This window comes from Bacillus cereus group sp. N14, assembly GCF_016483555.1.
GTDB lineage: Bacteria > Bacillota > Bacilli > Bacillales > Bacillaceae_G > Bacillus_A > Bacillus_A wiedmannii.
In genome coordinates, this window is the sequence record NZ_JAEHBQ010000003.1 from 219482 (window position 1) to 238624 (window position 19143).

Sequence of the window (19143 nt, forward strand, 5' to 3'; positions counted from 1 at the left end):
ATGAGAAATTGAAGAAATGAAAACCTGTATATGTAAAATGTACAGGTTTTTAGTGGTTGTTTTAGTTATCTGTAGAAACTTTAAAATTTCACATACCGTATTTTTAAAAATAAATATAGGAAAACCAAAAAGTAATGTAGAATATATCGTACATACATATATGAAGTCAACATAAAAGATAAAGAGGTGGGCATATGTTACTTGAAGAAGTAATGCAGCAACTAGAGGAATATGGAACAGAACAAAATCGTAAAACGTATAAAAACCACGGAGCGAAAGAGCCACTATTCGGAGTTAGTTTTGCTAATTTAAAATTGTTAAAAAAGAAGATAAAAAAAGATCATGATTTAGCAATTTCATTATGGAAAACAAAAAATATGGATGCAATGACTTTAGCAACAATGATTTTAGAACCAAAGAAAGTTACGACAGAACAGCTAAACAAATGGGTACAGGAAGTTGATTATTATTGTTTAATGGACGTTTTGATGACGGCTATTTGTACGTCGCCAATCGCGATAGAAAGAATGGAAGAATGGACAAAGTCTGATGATGAATGGATTGGAAGAGCAGGATGGTCTCTATTAGCAAATATAGCGATTAAAAATAAAACGTTACATGATGACTTCTTCACTCCGTATTTAGAAGAGATTAAAGCAAATATACATAATGAAAAAAATAGAAAAAAAGAAGCGATGAATAGTGCTTTAATCGCGATAGGAATTCGTAATGAAGACTTAGAGAAAAAAGCGATTGAAATTGCACGTGAAATTGGGAAAGTACAAGTTAATCACGGGGCAACGTCATGCAAAACACCAGACGCAGAACCGTATATACAAAAGGCGAGAGAAAGAGCTGAAAAAAAGAAAGTGAAATAAGAAAAGGGGAACGGTTATGAAACCAATGGAAGCAGCACAAAGCATAATTACATCACAATTTCCGAATTGTGATGTAGCTTTACTGGGAGGAAGCGTTGCAAGAGGAGAAGCGACAAAAACATCTGATCTGGACATTGTTATAGTTGATCAAAATTTAACGTCTTGTTATAGAGAATCTTTCTATAGTAATGGATGGCCTGTTGAAGTGTTTGTACATAATTTTGAAACGTATAAAAACTTTTTTAAAATGGATTGTGACCGGGGGAGACCTTCGTTACCACAATTAGTTTCAGAGGGTATTGTATTGAAAGGGGAAAATGAAATTGTTGAGAAATTAAAAAGAGAAGCAAATGATTTACTAAATAAAGGGCCAGCTAAATGGACTGAAGAAATGATGAAGCAGAAACGGTATTTTATTACGGATACTTTGGACGATTTTATTGGTGCATCAAAAAGAGAAGAAGAATTGTTTATCGCGAATTTATTAGCTGATTTACTACATGAATATGTATTAAGAGTAAATGGAAGATGGCTTGGAAATTCAAAATGGTTTATTAGAGTGTTAAGAAGATATGATGAGCAATACGCAGACCAATTTGTAGCGGCGTTCGATCATTTTTATACAACGGGAGAGAAAAGTAAATTAATTACTTTTGTAGAAAAAACGTTAGAACAGTATGGAGGAAGAATGTTCGAGGGGTTTTCTATAGGAAAATAAAAAGGGGATAACGCAATGAATGTACCATATGTTCAATTAAGAGAACTGACACTAGATGATGTAGAAGATCGATATCAATGGTCGTTAGATAGAGAAGTAACAAAACATTTAGTTGTACCAGATCAATATCCACCGTTCACTCGTGAAGATACGAAAAAATGGATTGAAGCATGTATAGATCGAAAAAATGGTTATGAACAAAGAGCAATCGTTACAGAAAGTGGCATACATATTGGATGGGTAGATCTGAAAAACTTTGATAAAACAAATAAAAATGCAGAACTGGGAATCGCGATTGGTAATAAAGAGTATTGGGGTAAAGGATATGGATTAGCAGGTTTATATAGTATGTTACATCTAGCATTCATTGAATTTGAATTAGAAAAAGTTTGGCTACGTGTAGATGAAGATAATTTTCAAGCTAGAAAGAGTTATGAAAAGGCTGGTTTTATTTGTGAAGGATTAATGAGAAATGATCGATTTCATCAAGGGAAGTTCATTCATCGTTATCGTTATAGTATGTTAAGAGAAGAATACGAATCTTTAAATGGTAGTTTATAAAAATATTATGTTAACTTGAAGGGGCTGGAGAAATATGATTCGATTACTTATGAAAGAAGATGCGAAAAAATATTGGGATTTACGTTTACAAGCATTACAAGTAAACCCAGAGGCATTTGTAACAACTTATGAAGAGGCGATTCGCCAGGAAAATCCTATTAAACGAGTGGAAAGTAATTTAACAGCTACTACTAGTTGTACATTCGGTGCTTTTAATGAGGATCATCAATTAGTCGGAGTTGTCACTTTACTAACAGAAGAGAAAGAGGCGTATAAACATAAAGGTCATATCGTTGCGATGTATGTAGATGCAAGTAATCGAAGAAGTGGTCTTGCACGTGAGTTAATACATAAGGCAATTGAAAGAGCAAGAGAAATGAACTTAGAACAATTGAACTTAGGTGTTGTATCTACAAACGAACCAGCAAAAAAATTGTATGAATCAATGGGCTTTAAAACGTATGGGATTGAAAAGAGAGCTATAAAGATGAATGGTGTGTATAGTGATGATGAACATATGGTCTTGTTCTTTTAATAGAGGGAGTTTAGTATGAAAGATCTCCATTTAGAAAAAAATATGAACCCGCAAGTGGCGATTTTGTATGCGACGGTTACTGATACATTTAAACGATTGCAAAAGTTAGTAGAAGGTATTGATGAGAAAGAATTGTCTTATAAAGGATCAGAAAATAATGAAAATAGTATAGGGCAGCTACTTCAGCATTTAGCGGTTGTTGATTTATACTGGGTGTACCGTTTAAAAGGAGAGGAAGTTCCACCGACACTTGAAAATAAATATGGACCAATGTTGAATAAAATGGGAGGATTGGCTAGTTTAAGAAAGTATAAATTACAAGAATTAATGCAAGATTATGAAGCAGTGCAACATATGTTTTATGAGGAGTGTATGAAACTAACAGAAAATGATTTAACAAGGGAAGTTTTTTATGAGAAGGGAGTAACTGCGACTATAAGGTGGGGAATATGGCATATAGCCGATCATAATCGGTACCATCAAGCTCATATTAGTCAGTTAAGAAAACTATATAGAGTTAGAATAGATGCGAGATAAAGATTTCGAATTTTAATTATATTTAATTTGTTGTATAGTATAAGAAGAAACTAAACAAGGGGTTTTATAATGAAAGCTATTGCAGTAGGGATATTGGCATCATTTTTCTTTGCCTTTACCTTCGTTTTAAACCGGGCGATGGACTTAGAAGGTGGAAGCTGGATTTGGAGTGCATCATTACGGTATTACTTTATGGTTCCAATGCTTTTACTGATTGTCATGTATAGAGGTAACTTAAAGCAACTCTTTCAATATATGAAAAATAATCCGAAAGAATGGTTAGTGTGGAGTATCGTTGGATTCGGTCTCTTTTATGCACCACTTAGTTTTGCTGGAGCTTTTGGACCTGGTTGGCTTGTTGCATCAACATGGCAAATTACGATCGTCGCAGGGATTTTGTTAACACCATTTTTTGCAGTAGATCCACTACATAAAAAACTTCCAATGAAGGAATTAGTTATGTCGGGTATTATTTTATGCGGTGTTGTACTCATGCAAGTAGAACATGCTTCTTCATTAGGAATTCGTGAAACGGTTTTATGTGTAGTTCCTGTACTTATTGCAGCGTTTGCGTATCCTCTTGGGAATCGAAAAATGATGCAAGTTTGTAAAGGGGAATTAGATGTATTCCAGCGGGTTCTCGGTATGACATTGGCTAGTTTACCATTTTGGTTTTTACTATCAGGCTATGAAGTATCAACAGGCGGGCTACCGTCAAGTAGTCAAGTTTTCCAATGTTTTATTGTAGCGGTTAGTTCAGGTTTAATCGCGACTGTATTATTCTTCTTTGCGACAGATCTTGTAAAAGATGATCCGCAAAAACTAGCAACAGTGGAAGCAACACAGTCCGGTGAAGTTTTATTTGCGCTAGTAGGAGAGCTCATCTTGCTATCTGCGCCAATTCCGTCATCTTTATCTTGGGTCGGAATGAGTCTTGTTATTGTCGGAATGATACTACATAGTTATGTAGCGGTCGTTGTGAAAAAAGAAGAAAAAATAACGGCGTAATGAGATTAGCTCTTTATAGAAAGAGCTAATCTTTTTTCATAGAAAGGGATGTAGAAATGAATTTGCAACGCGTGGAACAAATTGAGAAAGATCCAATTTTAAATGTGTTACAGTATGCAGTCGGGCCAAGTGAAACTAGCTTAAAGAAAGCAGTTTTATATTATGAAAGTAATAAAGGGGCTTTGTACAGATATGAAGAAAAGGCTTGTATAGGTATTGAAATAATCGGAGCAAATAAAGCGAGAATATGTCACATAGCAGTTGCTCCACAATATCGTAATAAAGGAATTGCGTTGCAAATGATAAAAGAAGTAGTAAAAATGCTTCAATTAACTTATATAGAAGCAGAGACAGACAATGAGGCAGTAGAATTTTATAAAAAAATTGGTTTTCAGGTTAAAAGTTTAGGAGAAAGATATCCGGGGATTGAAAGATTTCATTTGTATTTTAAAAATAAAACATATTAAAACCATCTTAGAATATAATATCCGGAATAGGATTTGAAGAAATAGTTCGTTTTATATGTATCCCGCTATTTGTGGACAGTAAAACTCCCACCTCAAAATTCGGCTGGAGTAAGGAAGCTAGGTGGAAGCCCTGAAGCCCGTAAACGCCAATTGGTACGGGGATAATAATCAGTGTGTGGATGAACAAAAGCTCCACTGATTAAAGTTTCACTTTATTTTTTCTAATTTTAATAGCAACTAGTTATTAGTTTTTGACAAAAATGTAAGAAAGGTTAGTTGATGCTAAGGAAGGAAGTAAAATATGAGTAAATCAATAAATAATGGAGCAATTGAGAAGAAGCGTGCAGTCTCATTAGATTTAGCAAGGGGTATTATGTTACTATTAATCGTACTTGCCCATGCACCGCTTTACTTGTATGCTGCAGATCCTGGAATTATGCATAGGGTGGAAAGCGGAAGTTTCTTTGATCAAATTGTAAACCTTTTTGGTATATTCATAATTGATAACCGTGCAAGAGCGATGTTTGCCGTATTATTAGGCTACGGTTTGGTTCTAGCACTCGAAGGGCAAATATCAAAAGGGAAAAATGAAAATCATGCTGTAAAAATAGTAAGAAGACGCTCTTCGTATTTAATACTGTTTGGGGTTGTGTTAGCAGTCTTAATTGGAGGGCAAGATATTCTTATGGCCTATGGTGTAGCGGGGCTTCTCGTTAGCCCGCTATTAAAGTGTAAAATGAAAACATTAATTCGAACATTTTCGATTATCACTATATTGTATATCATTTTTATTCCAATAATATGGGGATTTAATATGCAAGCAATAGGCGATTACGGTTTTTCACCAGATGTTTCAGCAAAAGACACGTATCTAAGTACTACAATGTTACGATTACTTTTCTTTCCTATTATACCTGTTCTCATCCATTTTATGTTCCCAATTCTTCCTTCGGTAATTCTTGGTTTGTGGATTGCTAGATATCAGTTATTAATAAAACCAGAGCAACATTTGAAAAAATTATATTTTATAACAATTATAGGATTAGCAATATCCTTAATAGGTGCTTTTCCTCTATCTTTTATAGGGACTATATGGTATCCAAGTGTATTTACAGCTGGAATGATAAATGGAATCCATATTTTAACTGGAATTGTTGGAGGATTAGCATATGCAACGGGTTTCGGTATAATAGGGAGCAGATTGAAAAATCTAGGGTACTTTAGCCTTTCATTAATTGCTTTGGGAAAGCGCTCATTAACATTTTTTGTTTTGAATGAGGCACTGCTTGTTATACTTTTATCACCTGTAGCATTTGATTTAGGAGGGCATGTAAGTAACGCTCTTGCTGCATTGGTAGCTATAAGCATTTGGATATTGTCTGTCATATTAGCTACAATAATGGAGAAAAACAATCTGAATGGACCATTAGAGATTTTATTGAGACGTTTAATACATAAAAATAAAACAATTGAAAGACGCCCCGGGTATTAGGTCGTCTTTCAATTTATTATAGTCTATAAATAAAATTATAATCTAATGATAGTTTGTTTTTATTCATGGAATAAAAAGCATAAAATATGCAAATGTGCATATAGGGTTTAGTTTGAAAAAATTAACATATACATTATATAATAAAGTTATATGGAAAAATATAGATAAAAGAAATTAGGTGTATAACACATGAGAATGGATAAAAGTAAATTTATAAAAGTCGCTGCTTCAATAGGAGTATCATCATTTTTATTAACTGGGTGTGGTGATTATGAAGAAGAAACTGCTCAACAAGAAAGTACTGCTGTTAAAACAGATGGTGCAAAGCAAGGCAATGAACAAGAAGCTTTACATTGTGATGATAAAACTCCTACCAATGAAAATGTAGAAAATGATGAGTTATGCAAGGAAATTAATCCATCGTTTTCATCGTATAATGAAAACTCACATTTACCGATACTGCCATTCGTAGCAGGATATTTATTAGCAAGCAGAACTTCAAATATGAATTATACAGCAAAACCCAATGTAATGAAGAAGCCGTATGCAAATAATATTATTCCATATCGTGAAAAAGACCAAAATAGAACTGGTGGCAGCGGTGGTGGAGGATACTACGGTGGAACTAACAGTAACAACAATAATTCTTCCAATAAAGTAGATTTAAACAAACAACAGCCCAATTCCTCAAATAAAGTGACGCCAGATACAAATACGCCGAAATCATCTACTACTCAAACGCCGAAAGTGAATTCTGGTTCAAGTGGAATTGGAAACGCAAAAGCGCCAGCCGGATCATAATACGAAAGGATAATAGGATTATGTATACAGAACAAGAGCAGAAAGAGTATATGAAAGTATGGTTTTCACTTGCGGAAGAGGCTGGTCGGAATGGTTTTACATGGCCGAGTCTATTAGAAAATGAAGAATGGAATCAATATATGGCAACAGGTATGTATCGTATGCCAGTAAAAACTTATACTGCTATTTCAAAAGCGACAGAGGAAGTTATGTACGTGTTATATAGAACGTATCAATACATTGTCAATACGACAGAAGATTTTCAAAAACTAGGATTTCCAGCTGAAACGTGGGAAATTGCGAGAATGAAACATGCTGGTTTGTTTTCATATTTTACAAGGTTTGACTTTATCGTAAATGGTGAAGATATAAAGTTAATAGAAGTAAATTGTGACACACCTACAGGTTATTTAGAGCCGTCTGTCGCAAATGAAGTATTATGCCGTTATCACGATGTGAATCACCCAAATCATATAGAAGAGCATATTGTGCAGGCGTGGGAACAAATTAAACATGACTATAATATAGGTCCTGAAGAGACGATATATTTTACTAGTTATGATTGGCACGATGAAGATCATCAAACAGTTCAATTTTTAAGAAGCTATTGCTTAGATCAATCAACGGACTATATAGGCATACAAGATATCGTCGTTGCAGATGATGGTATATATACACCAAATGGTGAACGAATCCATTATTTATATAGACTATATCCAATTGAATATTTAGTTTCAGATACCGATAAAAATGGGAAAAGAATTGGACTTCAGCTTTTAGATCATATAGCGCAAGGAAGAGTGAAAATTATTAATCCACCTGCTGCTTTTCTTATGCAAAATAAAAGTGTACTCGCATTAATTTGGCAACTGTTCGAAGAGGGAGTTTTCTTTGAGAAAGAAGAGCGAGAAATCATTCAGAACTACTTCTTACCAACATATTTTACAAATAAACCGTTTATAGAAAGAAATGAATCATATGTTTCTAAACCTTTATACGGCCGTGAAGGCGGAGGGGTATCTATATACGAAAATGATGAACTATTAGCTGAAGATAAAACGGAGTATTACTTTGAACAACGGAAAATATATCAGCAATACATAGAAATGCCTGACTATACAATTGACACATGGGATGGTCCGTATACTGGTAAACTATTAATTGGTTCACACTGTATTAGCGGGAGAGCCGCAGGGTTATTTTTACGTGTAGGCGAGAAAATAACGGGAAACTTATCGATGTTTACAGGGGTTACAATTGAAGGGTAAATGAAACGGAAGAGCTTATCAGTTGTGATGGGCTCTTTCGTTTATATATAGTGTTTGTATTGTTTTGACGTATCACTTTTATTTTTCTTCATACTGAAAAAAACGTATGCAATTAAGCAAATTAGTTCAAATAGTAGAAAAGGGAATAATTTATCTGCTATTGTTATTTGAGATCGATATATTGTCATTTGATTATTATGCATGTGAATATATAACCTTTTTTTTGTAGTGACAGAAATGATTAAGTTAAAAATTAAGAAAAATATGATAATATATGTATGTATTAGTTTTAAAAAATGGGGGAACAATCGTGAAAATGAATGACATAGTGGCAAGTACACAATTGCCAAATACAATCAAAACAATTACAAATGATTTAAGAGAATTAGGGTTAGAAAAAGGAATGACGGTTATTGTGCATTCTTCGCTCAGTTCTATTGGCTGGGTATCTGGCGGAGCCGTTGCGGTAGTAGAGGCGTTAATGAAAGTTATTACGGAAGAAGGAACAATTATTATGCCAACTCAATCTTCGGATTTATCTGATCCGAAACATTGGTCAAGACCACCTGTACCTGAAGAATGGTGGCAAATTATTCGAGATAACGTCCCGGCGTTTGAGCCACATATAACACCAACAAGGGCAATGGGAAAAGTAGTTGAATGTTTTCGTACATATCCGAATGTAGTACGTAGCAACCATCCATTAGGAAGTTTTGCTGCATGGGGAAAACATGCGGAAGAAATAACGATGAATCAGTCGCTATCAATGAGTTTAGGAGAGGAATCTCCATTAAGAAAAATATACGATTTAGATGGATACATATTATTAATTGGTGTTGGATATGATTCCAATACGTCTGTACATTTATCTGAAGTACGTACCGGTGCATGTGAGTTAATAAAAGTAGGGGCACCAATTATAGAGAATGGTGCAAGAGTATGGAAAGAGTTTGTTGATATGGATTACGATTCTGATAAGTTTGTAGAAATCGGTGTAGAGTTTGAGCGAAAAGGAACTGTAACAAATGGAAAAATAGGAAATGCAACGTGCCGTCTTATGAAGCAACGAGATATAGTTGACTTTGGAACAGAATGGTTTCGTAAGAAAAATCAGTAAGGGATGGTTACAATGAAGGGGAAAAAGGTATTAATTACGAGTGGTGGTTGTTTAGAAAAATGGGACCAAGTGCGTGGTCATACGAATATGGCAAAAGGGACAATTGGTAGAATAATCGCTGAAGAGTTTATAAGTAAAGGAGCACATGTTATATATTTACACGGTTATTTCGCTGAGAAACCGAACGATGTAAACAATCAATTAGAATTACACCCATTTGAAGGAATTGTTGATTTACAAGATAAAATGAAAAGTATAATTACACATGAAAAAGTCGATGCGGTCATTATGGCAGCGGCTGGATCAGATTGGGTTGTAGACAAAATTTGTGATCAAGATGGTAATGTTCTTAATATGAATGGGAAAATTTCAAGTGATATAGCGCCAATTATTCATTTTCAAAAGGCTCCAAAAGTATTAAAGCAAATAAAAGAGTGGGATCCAGAAACCGTACTCGTTGGCTTTAAACTTGAAAGTGATGTAAATGAAGAAGAATTGTTTGAAAGAGCGAAAAATAGAATGAAAGAATCTAAGGCAAATGTAATGATTGCAAATTCACCACATTCTTTATATTCACGTGGAGCGGTGCACTACGTAATTGGACAGGACGGTAAAGGGAAGTTATGTAATGGGAAAGATGAAACGGCGAAAGAAATTGTCAAAAGGTTAGAAGTACTATGTAATCACATTACTGCTTTATAATTTTAAGTATTTGGATAAGAGTGAATCCGCATAGTATATATAGGTAAGTGAAACTTTAATTTATGGGAATTTTACTTTTACACAAACGTTAACCATTCAAGATGGATACATAAAATAATTGGTGAGGAGTGGATTCTATGGAACATTTATTAAAGCAAGCGATTAAACTAAGAAATGAAAAGAAATATGCGCAATCTAGAGAGATACTAATGGGGTTAACCAATTTTACGCGGGATGCAGAAGTGCTTTTTCAATGTGCCTGGATACATGATGTAATGGGACTTGAAACAGACGCTGTGCCGTATTATGAACAGGCAATTGCAAATGGTCTTGATGGGGAGTCACTTTGCGGTGCATATATCGGTCTTGGCAGTACATATCGTTGTATAGGTGAGTATGACAAAGCAATTACTGTTTTAGAAACAGGTTTGCAGCAGTTTCCGGATAATGCCGTGATAAAAGTATTTTTGTCATTAGCAAAATATAACGTTAACGATCATGAATCCGCGATGAAATTATTACTTGAAACGGTTATAAAAGTAGAAGAAGTTAAAGAATTTGAACGTGCCATTACATTTTATAAAGATCATTTAAACGAGGTTTTTAAATAGAGGAGTGAACGTATGAATGACTCACTATCGCGAAGGCGAAAAGGTATTTGGGTTGGACTCGTATCTTTCATCGTGTTATCAAACTATTTATTGTATGCCCTTCCGATTGTACCAGCCGCTCCGAAAGAAGTAGTGCTTGGTTCTTTATTAGATTGTATGTTTGTAATTCCGGTTATTACATATTTCTTTATTATTCGAAAAAGATACTCGCTAACGTATATATTTCCTGTCGTAATAGCTGGATATATATTTGCGAGATTTATTATTCCAAGTGACTATTTACAAGCTTTTTCAAACGTTTCTTATATTATAGTTGCGGGAGAAATTGCCTTTGTAGGTCTAGAATTATTCCTTCTCTATAAAATCGTTAAAGTGCTTCCTGAAACAATCAAACGATATAAAGAATATAGAAGAGAATATTCTTCATTTTCTTATGCGATTGATGCAGCGTTTGATGCTACTATGAAAAGAAATAAATTAGTAGATATCATTGTAACAGAGTGTAAGTTAATCTATTATGCATTTTTATCGTGGCGTGCAACAGTACAGGAAGGTGAATCTGTATACTCATATCACAAAAAGACTGGTGCAATAGGTGTATATATTATGATTATCCATGGAACCTTAATAGAAAGTATTGGTTTTCATTATTTGCTTCATCAATGGAATCCAGTAATAGCATGGATTTTACTTATATTAAACGTATATGCAATGTTATATTTTTTAGCTGAAATACAAGCAATGCGTAAAAATCCGATTATCATTACAGAAGAACAAATAATCATTCAAATCGGATTAGGAAAGAAAATTGTTATACCATTTACACAAATTGATAAAATTGTGTTTTATAAAGGCAAACCTTTAAAGAAAGAAGAAGAGAAAGAGGTTCTTGACGCAACTGTGATGGAATTTATAAAGGAACCCCCAACATTTGAAATAACGCTAAAAGAGCCAGTGAAAGCACAATTGTTATATGGATTTTCTAAAACAGTAAGTCGTGTTCACTTAAATGTTGATGAGGAACGGAAATTTTATGATATGGTTACGGAGAAGTTGAAACATGAATAATGCTATTGGAGTTCCTTCTAATTTAGAAGGGACTTTTTTGTGTAGTAGAAAATGAGATTATATGGATTTTATCTTTAAAAACAAGAAACAAATTGACTGAACGCTTTCTTAGTGGAAATATAAAGGGATATAATGAAAGAACTAAAATAAAAGGGGAAATAAAAAAATGAGTTGCTTATGTACGTCAGACATTGAAATTATTGAAAGAAAAATCCGATATGATGGTACAACCATAGATCATGCTTGTTTACTAATAGAAGCGCAGCAGGACAAAATTATTTTATATCATGAAGTACAGTATTCTTTTACAATGGCAGCGAACGATACGAAGTTAACGATCCCGAAAGGAAGTTATACAGTTGCATATTACTGGGGAAATCGGCCATATAATTTATACGTTTGGAGAGATCAGGAGGGGTGTTATATAGGTTCTTATTTTAATATTGTTAAGAATACATATATAACGGACCAAGTGGTATCCTTTGAAGATTTAATCCTTGATATTATGGTACTTCCAAGTGGAGAATTTTATATATTGGATGAGGATGAATTAACTGAGCCGTTAGAACACTTTGAAGACGGGTATGTAGAAAAAGCTCTTCATACAGTCAAAAATACAATTCAAGAGTCGCTTCCAAAAATCATTTCAGAAACTGTTACTATTTTTAAAAGTAAATAACGTTCATTAAAACCCAGTTGACTTATCGGAAAAATTTGTATAATATGTACTTAATTCCATTACGTATTGCTGATTGGAGAAACCAAAGGCATTTTATCTATTGATAAAGTGCCTTTGGTTTTTTTATTGCACAAATACTGAATCTGTTCATTTAGATGAATCATTTCAAGGAGGCGAAGAAGTGACTGTTTCAATTGATGGGGTATCAAAATATTTTTCGAAGCAAACTGGTACTGTGCAAGTATTAGAGAATATTAATTTTCAATTAGAAAAAGGGGATTTTGTTACAGTAATTGGTCCGAGTGGTTGCGGAAAAAGTACATTATTAAAAATTATTGCAGGTTTAGACAGCGATTTTGAAGGAGAAATCATTATTGATGGGGAGCATATAACAAAACCGAGTAAGAAGCAAGGATTTATATTCCAAGAGCATCGATTGTTTCCATGGCTAACAGTGGAAGAAAATATTGCTGCAGATTTGTCGTTAAAAGATAAGTATGTAAAGGATAAGGTAAAGGAATGGGTTGAAATTGTTCGATTAGGCGGTTTTGAAAAATCATATCCAAAAGAAATTTCAGGCGGGATGTCACAACGTGTTGCGATTGCGAGAGCTTTGCTAAGGGATCCAAATGTATTATTGCTTGATGAACCATTTGGAGCACTGGATGCATTTACCCGAAGTCATTTGCAAGAAGTACTGCTCAACATTTGGGAACAAAAAAAGACAACAATGATACTCGTTACACATGATATAGACGAAGCAATATATCTTTCGAACCGAATTGTCATCATGAGTGCAAAGCCTGGAAAAATACATAAAGTGATTGAAAATAATTTACCTTATCCACGTAGTAAAACTTCGGAGTCATTCCAACAAATGCGAAAGAAAGTATTACAGCAGTTTGAACACGGGGGACTAATTCAAACAAGTATATAGGGAAAGAGTGAGTACATATGTATAAAAAAATCAAAGTTCTTTCTTTTGCTTTATCTATTTCTTTATTTTTATTCGGATGTGAAAAAAGCACAGCAAGTAGTAAGAAGGAAGATGTAACGGTACAAATTGGTATACAGCAAGGATTAAGTCCACTATTACTCGCACAGAAAAAAGGATGGTTTGAAGAAGAGTTTAAAAAAGAAGGTGTTAAAGTGAAGTGGACAGAGTTCCAAAGCGGTCCTCCTTATTTTGAAGCAATTGCATCAAATCGATTAGATTTTGGTGAAGTTGGGAACTCTCCAGTTATTTCAGCTCAAGCAGCTGGTATTGAATTTACCGAAATTGCTAATACAAGTTATGCAAGAAAAGGAACAGGAATTCTTGTACAAAAAGATAGTAAAATTACGAGTGTAAAAGATTTAAAGGGTAAGAAAATTGCAGTAGCAAAAGGAAGTAGCGCATTTAATTTATTATATCGAGCATTAGAAAAAGAAGGTATAAATGCGAAAGATGTAAATGTCATTCAACTGCAACCAGATGAAGCGCAGCCGGCATTTGAATCCGGATCAGTAGATGCATGGGCCATTTGGGATCCATTCATTTCACTACATACGTTAAATAAAGAGGCAAAGGTTATTGCAGATGGTGAACTATTAAATGTTTCTTCACCAGAGTTTTTAATTGCGAGAACAAAATTTGCGAAGGAACATCCAGAATTAGTTGAGAAATTCCTTAAAGTTTATGAAAAAGCACGTGTATGGCAAGAGTCAAACTTAGATGAAGCGATAAAAATATATACTTCTGCAAAGAAGATAGATGAAGAAATTGTAAAAGAAGTGTTTGATCACGACAAACCAATTTTAGTTCCAGTAACGAAAGAAATAATAGCCGAACAGAAAAAGACAGCGGATTTTCAATATAAGCTCGGCTCTATAAAGAAAGAAATCAAAACAGATAAAGTGGTAGATAATTCTTTCGTAGAAAAAGCATTAAAGGCGAAATGAAAAGAGGTTTTGTAAATTGGAGAATACGAAAGCTGTTATGAAAAGGGCGAGTATAACGATTGGCAAAAACAATGTAAAGAAAGTGCGAAAGACGAATGTAAAAGTGCTAGTAAGAGCAATTACTATACCGATTATCGTATTAATTATTTGGCAGTTAGCCGGCGTATTCGATTTAGTTTCTAAAACAGTTTTACCAACGCCATTAGATATATTACTAGCTTTTCAAGAACTTATTAAAACAGGAGAGTTATTCGGTCATTTAAGTATCAGTGTATTTAGGGCTGCGGCTGGTTTCTTTATCGGCGGGAGTTTAGGAATTATTTTAGGAACGATTGTTGGATTTTCAACGAGAAGTGAGCAATATTTAGATCCATCTGTACAAATGTTAAGAACTGTACCTCATTTAGCTGTTGCGCCACTTTTCGTATTATGGTTCGGTTTTGGAGAAACATCGAAAGTATTATTAATTGCGGACTGTGCATTTTTTCCTCTATACGTAAACGCGTTTTTAGGGATACGAGGTGTAGATTCAAAGTTATTCGATGTTGCCAGAGTGTTAGAGTTTAGTAAAAGAAAATTAATTACAAAATTAATTTTACCAGCAGCATTGCCGAACCTATTACTCGGAGCAAGATTATCATTAGGAGTTGCATGGGTGAGTTTAGTAGTAGCAGAACTTATGGGGTCTACAGAAGGTATCGGCTATATGATTATGGATGCAAGGCAATTTTCAAATACAGATATCGTATTTGTCGGCATTATTATTTTTGCATTCGTTGGAAAGTTTTCTGATTCACTCGTACGTTTACTAGAAGTGAAGTTTTTAAGATGGCGAGATAATTTTAAAGGAGAGACAGGGAATTAACATATAAAGTGAAACTTTAATCAGTAGGGGACATCCCCCACTGATTATCAGCCCTCACCAATCGGGATCTTACTGCCCGCAAATAGCGGGGTAAATTATTAGGGGTAATTTATATAGAGTATGTTAGTATACGTTTCAAAATAAATAAGGGGTGTGTAAAGATATGGAATTATTATGGTTTATTCCGGCTTATGGAGATGGTCGATATTTAGGAACGACAAAAAGAGGAAGATCAGCTGAATATGGTTATTATAAGCAAGTTGCACAGGCAGCTGATTATTTAGGATATACTGGTGTATTACTTCCAACTGGTCAAGGTTGTGAAGATCCATGGGTGTTAGCATCAGCTCTTGCGGCTGAGACAGAGAAATTAAAATTTTTAGTAGCAGTTAGACCAGGGTTAATGTCACCGACAGTTGCAGCGAGAATGGCATCTACATTTGATAGAATTTCAGATGGGAGATTACTTATTAATGTAGTTGCTGGAGGAGATCCTGTTGAATTGCAAGGTGATGGATTGTATCTTGAACATGATGAAAGATATGAAGTTGCAGATGAATTTTTAAAGGTTTGGAAGTCAGTATTACAAGGTGAAACAATCTCTTTAGAAGGAAAACATATTAAAGTTACGGAGAGTAAAGTTGTATTTCCTCCGGTTCAAACACCGTATCCACCAATTTATTTTGGCGGATCGTCCGCTGCAGGTAAAGAAGTTGCAGCTGAACATAGTGATGTATATTTAACTTGGGGAGAGCCACCAGAGCAAGTGAAAGAGAAAATAGATGAAGTAAAAAAACTTGCGGAAGAGAAGGGGCGTAACGTACGATTTGGTATTAGACTACACGTAATTGTAAGAGAGACAGAAGAAGAAGCATGGGAAGAGGCTGAAAGGTTAATTCAATATGTAGATAATGAAACAATTGAGATCGCTCAAAAAACATTTGCAAGATATGATTCAGTTGGACAAAAACGAATGACACATTTAAATAAAGGAACGAGAGAGTCGTTAGAGATAAGTCCTAACTTATGGGCTGGAATTGGGCTTGTAAGAGGTGGTGCTGGTACTGCGCTTGTTGGAGATCCGCATACAGTAGCAGAAAGAATAAAAGAATATGAAGCGTTAGGAATTGATACGTTTGTATTATCGGGATACCCCCATTTAGAAGAGGCATATGAAGTGGCAGAACTGTTATTTCCTTTATTGAAAGACGAGAAGAAACAAGAAAATAAAATTGTTGGTGAAATGATAGCTGATGCATATGCATTAAAAAAATAGTGAGAAATAAAGTTGAACCAATCGGCCATTAACAGGCAATTCCACCTATGTTTTGTTTCATTTTGTTTACTGCCTGTTAATACGGGATAAAAAAACTCGCAAGTATTTCACTTGCGGGTTTTCGTCGTAAACTATTAGAAAATATGGTAAAATTAAATAGTAACTTAAGGTACGGTTGGTTGTTCAATTATCACTTCTCCAAATAGGAGGGGGGTGATAATACGTGAGTGAAATAGCGTTGCTACTGCAGGGTGGACTGTTTCTCGTTGCATTGTTAACGTTCGTCGTCGTTTTAATAGACAAGCTCAAAAAATAACAACCCACCTATGCCAATAGAATGTGGGTTGTTTTGTTTGTAAGAAACAAATAGGATAAATGAACAATCCAATCTGCTAAGTTACGTGGACTAGTGTGTAGCCGCACACTGGTCTTTTTTATTTATTTACAATTAATAATTGGTTTATGTGATTGTATTGTTCTTTTCATACTTATTATAACACAGTGTCTTTTCATCAAGAAAGGAGACCGTATGTTCTGATTTCGATTAAATAGTAGGTTTTTTTTCTTTAAATAGCCCATCCATATACTGTTTTAAAGTTTGGACATAAAATTCCTGCCTATTTACATCATTTACGCCGACAATTGGAGATGAAAGTTCATACCTCTTTTCTGATAAATGAACGACAACGTCAAATATATCAAATAGACGAATGAAACAGAACAGGCCATCTTTATCACTTAATAAAATAAAGTAATGGTTCTCGCTATTTGTATTTAATGTATTCCATAAAGAACTTTTACTTAAATCGCGAACTATACTTTTTTCTTTTAATTCCATAAAATCGGCATTTGATAGAATGTTAGAAATAACAATCGCATCTGGATCTTCAAAATAGCCATCAACAGCTTGGACAGCGAAAGTATAAGCTGTTTTTAATACACTCATTTTGTATTTACGGTTATCTAAAAGTAATTCACGTTGAATAGAGCTAGCTACTTTCGTTACACGTTCTTCTTTCCAAATTTCATTATGTAGCGAAATATCGTGCTTTTTACATAGTTTCATAATTAATGCATTGGAATAAAGTATTTCATCACTTACTTCAACAACATCTGTCTCAGCAGCCGCAAGTTCCTCACCATGTTCATTCGTATAGAGCGGGGAATCAATTTGTTTTTTCATTTGCTCAATCTTAAATTGACTTAATTTATGCCGAATTAAGGGACGATCAATATTTGTTGTCATTTGTTCATGGCAAGTATCACAAATTGAGTTTGTGAAATAATATCCACATAATATTTCGGGGATGACATATTGTTCACTAAGTTCTTTCGTATCTTTTCTGCATATGATGCATTGTGTCATTTTTATCACCTTTACCTGCAAATTTGTATGTAATCTCATTGTAGTGTATTTATTGGTATTTTGGAATATTGTAAAGGAAAATATTATGTGAAATTCTTGCTTATTTTGGTACAATGAAGAGGAGTGCTAGTTTAAAGGAGGACGTTTTTTTGAAATCGAAAGTGCACTTTTGGACATTAGAAGTGCTAATGGTTGTAGCGATCATATTTATTTGCACAAAAATATCGTTTCTATTTCAACCGATTGGTATCTTCATATCAACATTGTTTTTCCCAATCTTAATCGCGTTATTTTTATACTTCATATTTAACCCATTGTTAGTCTTTTTGGAGAATAAAAAAGTACCTAGAAATTTAGCGATTTTACTGTTATATCTTTTTATCATAACATTAACTGCGGTTGGAGTTGGGGTAGTTGTTCCAACAATCTCACAACAGCTAATGGATTTAGTAAAAAATATGCCAGGTTATATTAAAGAGGGAAAACTATACATACAAGATTTATCCCATCATAGATTGTTTGAATGGCTATCTACACAAAACTATGTTTCCATTGAAACAATTGAAAAAAATGCGATTGAATACTTAAAGGATATACCAAACACGATTACGTCGAGTGCAACGGCTTTATTTGGTATTATCACGAACGTTGCATTAGTGATCTTCACAGTACCGTTCATTTTATTTTATATGTTTAAAGATGGACATGCATTCCCAGGGAAAGCAGTTAGTTTATTACCTGAGTCTTACCGTGAAGAAGGACTTCGTATCATTAAGGAAACGAATGAAACATTATCTGCATATATTCAAGGGCAAGCGCTCGTTTGTATATTTGTAGGTGCGTTTACTTTTATCGGTTATTTAATTATCGATTTACCGTACGCTTTCGTTTTAGGAATTATAGCAGCATTTACAAATATCATTCCTAACCTAGGTCCATTTATCGGTGCAGCACCAGCTGTTATTGTAGGTCTGTTCGTATCTCCGATGCAAGCGTTGTACGTAATTATTATCGTAACAATTGTACAACAGTTTGAAAGTAACATCATTTCACCGCGTATTATGAGTTCAAAATTAAATATCCATCCGTTAACAATTATTATTTTAATTTTAGGGGTAGGTAACTTTGCGGGAATTATCGGAATGATTTTGGCAGTACCAGTTTATGCAGTAACAAAAACAGTTGTATCGAACTTAGTGAGATTGTTTAAGACGAAACGAAGTAATCGAAAATAGTATAAGTTGGGAAAGATA

At 34.2% G+C, this 19143-nt stretch carries 22 protein-coding genes; 21 read left to right on the top strand and 1 reads right to left on the bottom strand.

The genetic code is table 11. The features are described 5' to 3' along the window. Positions 1-194 precede the first annotated feature (194 nt). The 20 genes from JDS82_RS06800 to JDS82_RS29685 all read left to right on the top strand — a co-directional run bounded on the left by JDS82_RS06800 (position 195) and on the right by JDS82_RS29685 (position 16840). Positions 195-878: a DNA alkylation repair protein gene (locus JDS82_RS06800; protein ID WP_048560719.1), complete on the top strand. Its 684-nt coding sequence runs from the start codon at positions 195-197 to the stop codon at positions 876-878. 16 nt (positions 879-894) lie between these two features. Then, positions 895-1596 (top strand): nucleotidyltransferase domain-containing protein, encoded by a 702-nt coding sequence (locus JDS82_RS06805; RefSeq protein WP_048560720.1) that lies wholly within the window; start codon positions 895-897, stop codon positions 1594-1596. A 15-nt stretch (positions 1597-1611) separates the two neighbouring features. Further along, positions 1612-2157 carry a GNAT family N-acetyltransferase gene (locus JDS82_RS06810; protein ID WP_088058846.1) on the top strand — a complete coding sequence of 182 codons (546 nt, stop codon included), beginning with the start codon at positions 1612-1614 and terminating at the stop codon, positions 2155-2157. A gap of 34 nt (positions 2158-2191) precedes the next feature. Beyond that, positions 2192-2692, top strand: a complete 501-nt coding sequence (locus JDS82_RS06815; protein ID WP_048560721.1) for a GNAT family N-acetyltransferase — start codon at positions 2192-2194, stop codon at positions 2690-2692. A 15-nt stretch (positions 2693-2707) separates the two neighbouring features. Then, complete coding sequence (locus JDS82_RS06820) at positions 2708-3229, top strand: DinB family protein (RefSeq protein WP_048560722.1); 522 nt, start codon at positions 2708-2710, stop codon at positions 3227-3229. A gap of 69 nt (positions 3230-3298) precedes the next feature. Beyond that, complete coding sequence (locus tag JDS82_RS06825) at positions 3299-4237, top strand: DMT family transporter (RefSeq protein ID WP_048560723.1); 939 nt, start codon at positions 3299-3301, stop codon at positions 4235-4237. A gap of 56 nt (positions 4238-4293) precedes the next feature. Then, positions 4294-4704 carry a GNAT family N-acetyltransferase gene (locus JDS82_RS06830; protein ID WP_048560724.1) on the top strand — a complete coding sequence of 137 codons (411 nt, stop codon included), beginning with the start codon at positions 4294-4296 and terminating at the stop codon, positions 4702-4704. 301 nt (positions 4705-5005) lie between these two features. Beyond that, a complete protein-coding gene (locus JDS82_RS06835; RefSeq protein ID WP_199712903.1) occupies positions 5006-6196 on the top strand; it encodes a DUF418 domain-containing protein in 1191 nt (396 codons plus the stop codon). A gap of 189 nt (positions 6197-6385) precedes the next feature. Beyond that, complete coding sequence (locus JDS82_RS06840) at positions 6386-6997, top strand: hypothetical protein (protein ID WP_199712904.1); 612 nt, start codon at positions 6386-6388, stop codon at positions 6995-6997. A 20-nt stretch (positions 6998-7017) separates the two neighbouring features. Continuing rightward, the gene (locus tag JDS82_RS06845; protein ID WP_199712905.1) at positions 7018-8265 is read left to right on the top strand and encodes a glutathionylspermidine synthase family protein; all 1248 of its coding nucleotides are present in this window, start codon (positions 7018-7020) and stop codon (positions 8263-8265) included. Between the two features lie 316 nt (positions 8266-8581). Beyond that, positions 8582-9382 (top strand): BA2930 family N-acetyltransferase, encoded by an 801-nt coding sequence (aacC, locus tag JDS82_RS06850; RefSeq protein WP_131233603.1) that lies wholly within the window; start codon positions 8582-8584, stop codon positions 9380-9382. 12 nt (positions 9383-9394) lie between these two features. Next, complete coding sequence (locus tag JDS82_RS06855) at positions 9395-10084, top strand: phosphopantothenoylcysteine decarboxylase domain-containing protein (RefSeq protein WP_048566190.1); 690 nt, start codon at positions 9395-9397, stop codon at positions 10082-10084. A gap of 137 nt (positions 10085-10221) precedes the next feature. Then, positions 10222-10695 (top strand): tetratricopeptide repeat protein, encoded by a 474-nt coding sequence (locus tag JDS82_RS06860; protein WP_048566191.1) that lies wholly within the window; start codon positions 10222-10224, stop codon positions 10693-10695. A 12-nt stretch (positions 10696-10707) separates the two neighbouring features. Next, positions 10708-11763, top strand: a complete 1056-nt coding sequence (locus tag JDS82_RS06865; protein ID WP_048566192.1) for a hypothetical protein — start codon at positions 10708-10710, stop codon at positions 11761-11763. Between the two features lie 166 nt (positions 11764-11929). Next, positions 11930-12442 (top strand): ribonuclease FAU-1 family protein, encoded by a 513-nt coding sequence (locus JDS82_RS06870; protein WP_048566193.1) that lies wholly within the window; start codon positions 11930-11932, stop codon positions 12440-12442. Positions 12443-12623: 181 nt separating this feature from the next. After that, positions 12624-13379 carry an ATP-binding cassette domain-containing protein gene (locus JDS82_RS06875; RefSeq protein ID WP_199712906.1) on the top strand — a complete coding sequence of 252 codons (756 nt, stop codon included), beginning with the start codon at positions 12624-12626 and terminating at the stop codon, positions 13377-13379. 17 nt (positions 13380-13396) lie between these two features. After that, a complete protein-coding gene (locus JDS82_RS06880; RefSeq protein ID WP_199712907.1) occupies positions 13397-14383 on the top strand; it encodes an aliphatic sulfonate ABC transporter substrate-binding protein in 987 nt (328 codons plus the stop codon). A gap of 16 nt (positions 14384-14399) precedes the next feature. Further along, on the top strand, positions 14400-15248 hold the full coding sequence (locus JDS82_RS06885; protein ID WP_199712908.1) for an ABC transporter permease: 849 nt from the start codon (positions 14400-14402) through the stop codon (positions 15246-15248). 163 nt (positions 15249-15411) lie between these two features. Next, positions 15412-16524, top strand: coding sequence for an FMNH2-dependent alkanesulfonate monooxygenase (ssuD, locus tag JDS82_RS06890; protein WP_199712909.1), 1113 nt, complete (start codon positions 15412-15414; stop codon positions 16522-16524). Between the two features lie 223 nt (positions 16525-16747). After that, positions 16748-16840: a putative holin-like toxin gene (locus JDS82_RS29685; protein ID WP_001289320.1), complete on the top strand. Its 93-nt coding sequence runs from the start codon at positions 16748-16750 to the stop codon at positions 16838-16840. Between the two features lie 228 nt (positions 16841-17068). Here the strand turns inward: JDS82_RS29685 and JDS82_RS06895 are convergent, their stop codons facing one another. Further along, positions 17069-17890, bottom strand: a complete 822-nt coding sequence (locus JDS82_RS06895; RefSeq protein WP_000189705.1) for an HNH endonuclease — start codon at positions 17888-17890, stop codon at positions 17069-17071. A gap of 149 nt (positions 17891-18039) precedes the next feature. Here JDS82_RS06895 and JDS82_RS06900 point away from each other — a divergent pair, with 149 nt between their 5' ends. Further along, positions 18040-19125, top strand: a complete 1086-nt coding sequence (locus JDS82_RS06900; protein WP_000837880.1) for an AI-2E family transporter — start codon at positions 18040-18042, stop codon at positions 19123-19125. The last annotated feature ends 18 nt before the right edge of the window (positions 19126-19143 follow it).

Excerpts from the sequence above, each read along its gene's own strand:
- aacC (WP_131233603.1), top strand. The coding sequence starts at position 8,582 with ATGAATGACATAGTGGCAAGTACACAATTGCCAAATACAATCAAAACA.
- JDS82_RS06805 (WP_048560720.1), top strand. The coding sequence starts at position 895 with ATGAAACCAATGGAAGCAGCACAAAGCATAATTACATCACAATTTCCG.
- JDS82_RS06895 (WP_000189705.1), bottom strand. The coding sequence starts at position 17,890 with ATGACACAATGCATCATATGCAGAAAAGATACGAAAGAACTTAGTGAA.
- JDS82_RS06830 (WP_048560724.1), top strand. The coding sequence starts at position 4,294 with ATGAATTTGCAACGCGTGGAACAAATTGAGAAAGATCCAATTTTAAAT.
- JDS82_RS06835 (WP_199712903.1), top strand. The coding sequence starts at position 5,006 with ATGAGTAAATCAATAAATAATGGAGCAATTGAGAAGAAGCGTGCAGTC.
- JDS82_RS06810 (WP_088058846.1), top strand. The coding sequence starts at position 1,612 with ATGAATGTACCATATGTTCAATTAAGAGAACTGACACTAGATGATGTA.
- JDS82_RS06855 (WP_048566190.1), top strand. The coding sequence starts at position 9,395 with ATGAAGGGGAAAAAGGTATTAATTACGAGTGGTGGTTGTTTAGAAAAA.
- JDS82_RS06865 (WP_048566192.1), top strand. The coding sequence starts at position 10,708 with ATGAATGACTCACTATCGCGAAGGCGAAAAGGTATTTGGGTTGGACTC.
- JDS82_RS06880 (WP_199712907.1), top strand. The coding sequence starts at position 13,397 with ATGTATAAAAAAATCAAAGTTCTTTCTTTTGCTTTATCTATTTCTTTA.
- ssuD (WP_199712909.1), top strand. The coding sequence starts at position 15,412 with ATGGAATTATTATGGTTTATTCCGGCTTATGGAGATGGTCGATATTTA.
- JDS82_RS06870 (WP_048566193.1), top strand. The coding sequence starts at position 11,930 with ATGAGTTGCTTATGTACGTCAGACATTGAAATTATTGAAAGAAAAATC.
- JDS82_RS06825 (WP_048560723.1), top strand. The coding sequence starts at position 3,299 with ATGAAAGCTATTGCAGTAGGGATATTGGCATCATTTTTCTTTGCCTTT.
- JDS82_RS06815 (WP_048560721.1), top strand. The coding sequence starts at position 2,192 with ATGATTCGATTACTTATGAAAGAAGATGCGAAAAAATATTGGGATTTA.
- JDS82_RS06800 (WP_048560719.1), top strand. The coding sequence starts at position 195 with ATGTTACTTGAAGAAGTAATGCAGCAACTAGAGGAATATGGAACAGAA.
- JDS82_RS06860 (WP_048566191.1), top strand. The coding sequence starts at position 10,222 with ATGGAACATTTATTAAAGCAAGCGATTAAACTAAGAAATGAAAAGAAA.
- JDS82_RS06845 (WP_199712905.1), top strand. The coding sequence starts at position 7,018 with ATGTATACAGAACAAGAGCAGAAAGAGTATATGAAAGTATGGTTTTCA.
- JDS82_RS06840 (WP_199712904.1), top strand. The coding sequence starts at position 6,386 with ATGAGAATGGATAAAAGTAAATTTATAAAAGTCGCTGCTTCAATAGGA.
- JDS82_RS06820 (WP_048560722.1), top strand. The coding sequence starts at position 2,708 with ATGAAAGATCTCCATTTAGAAAAAAATATGAACCCGCAAGTGGCGATT.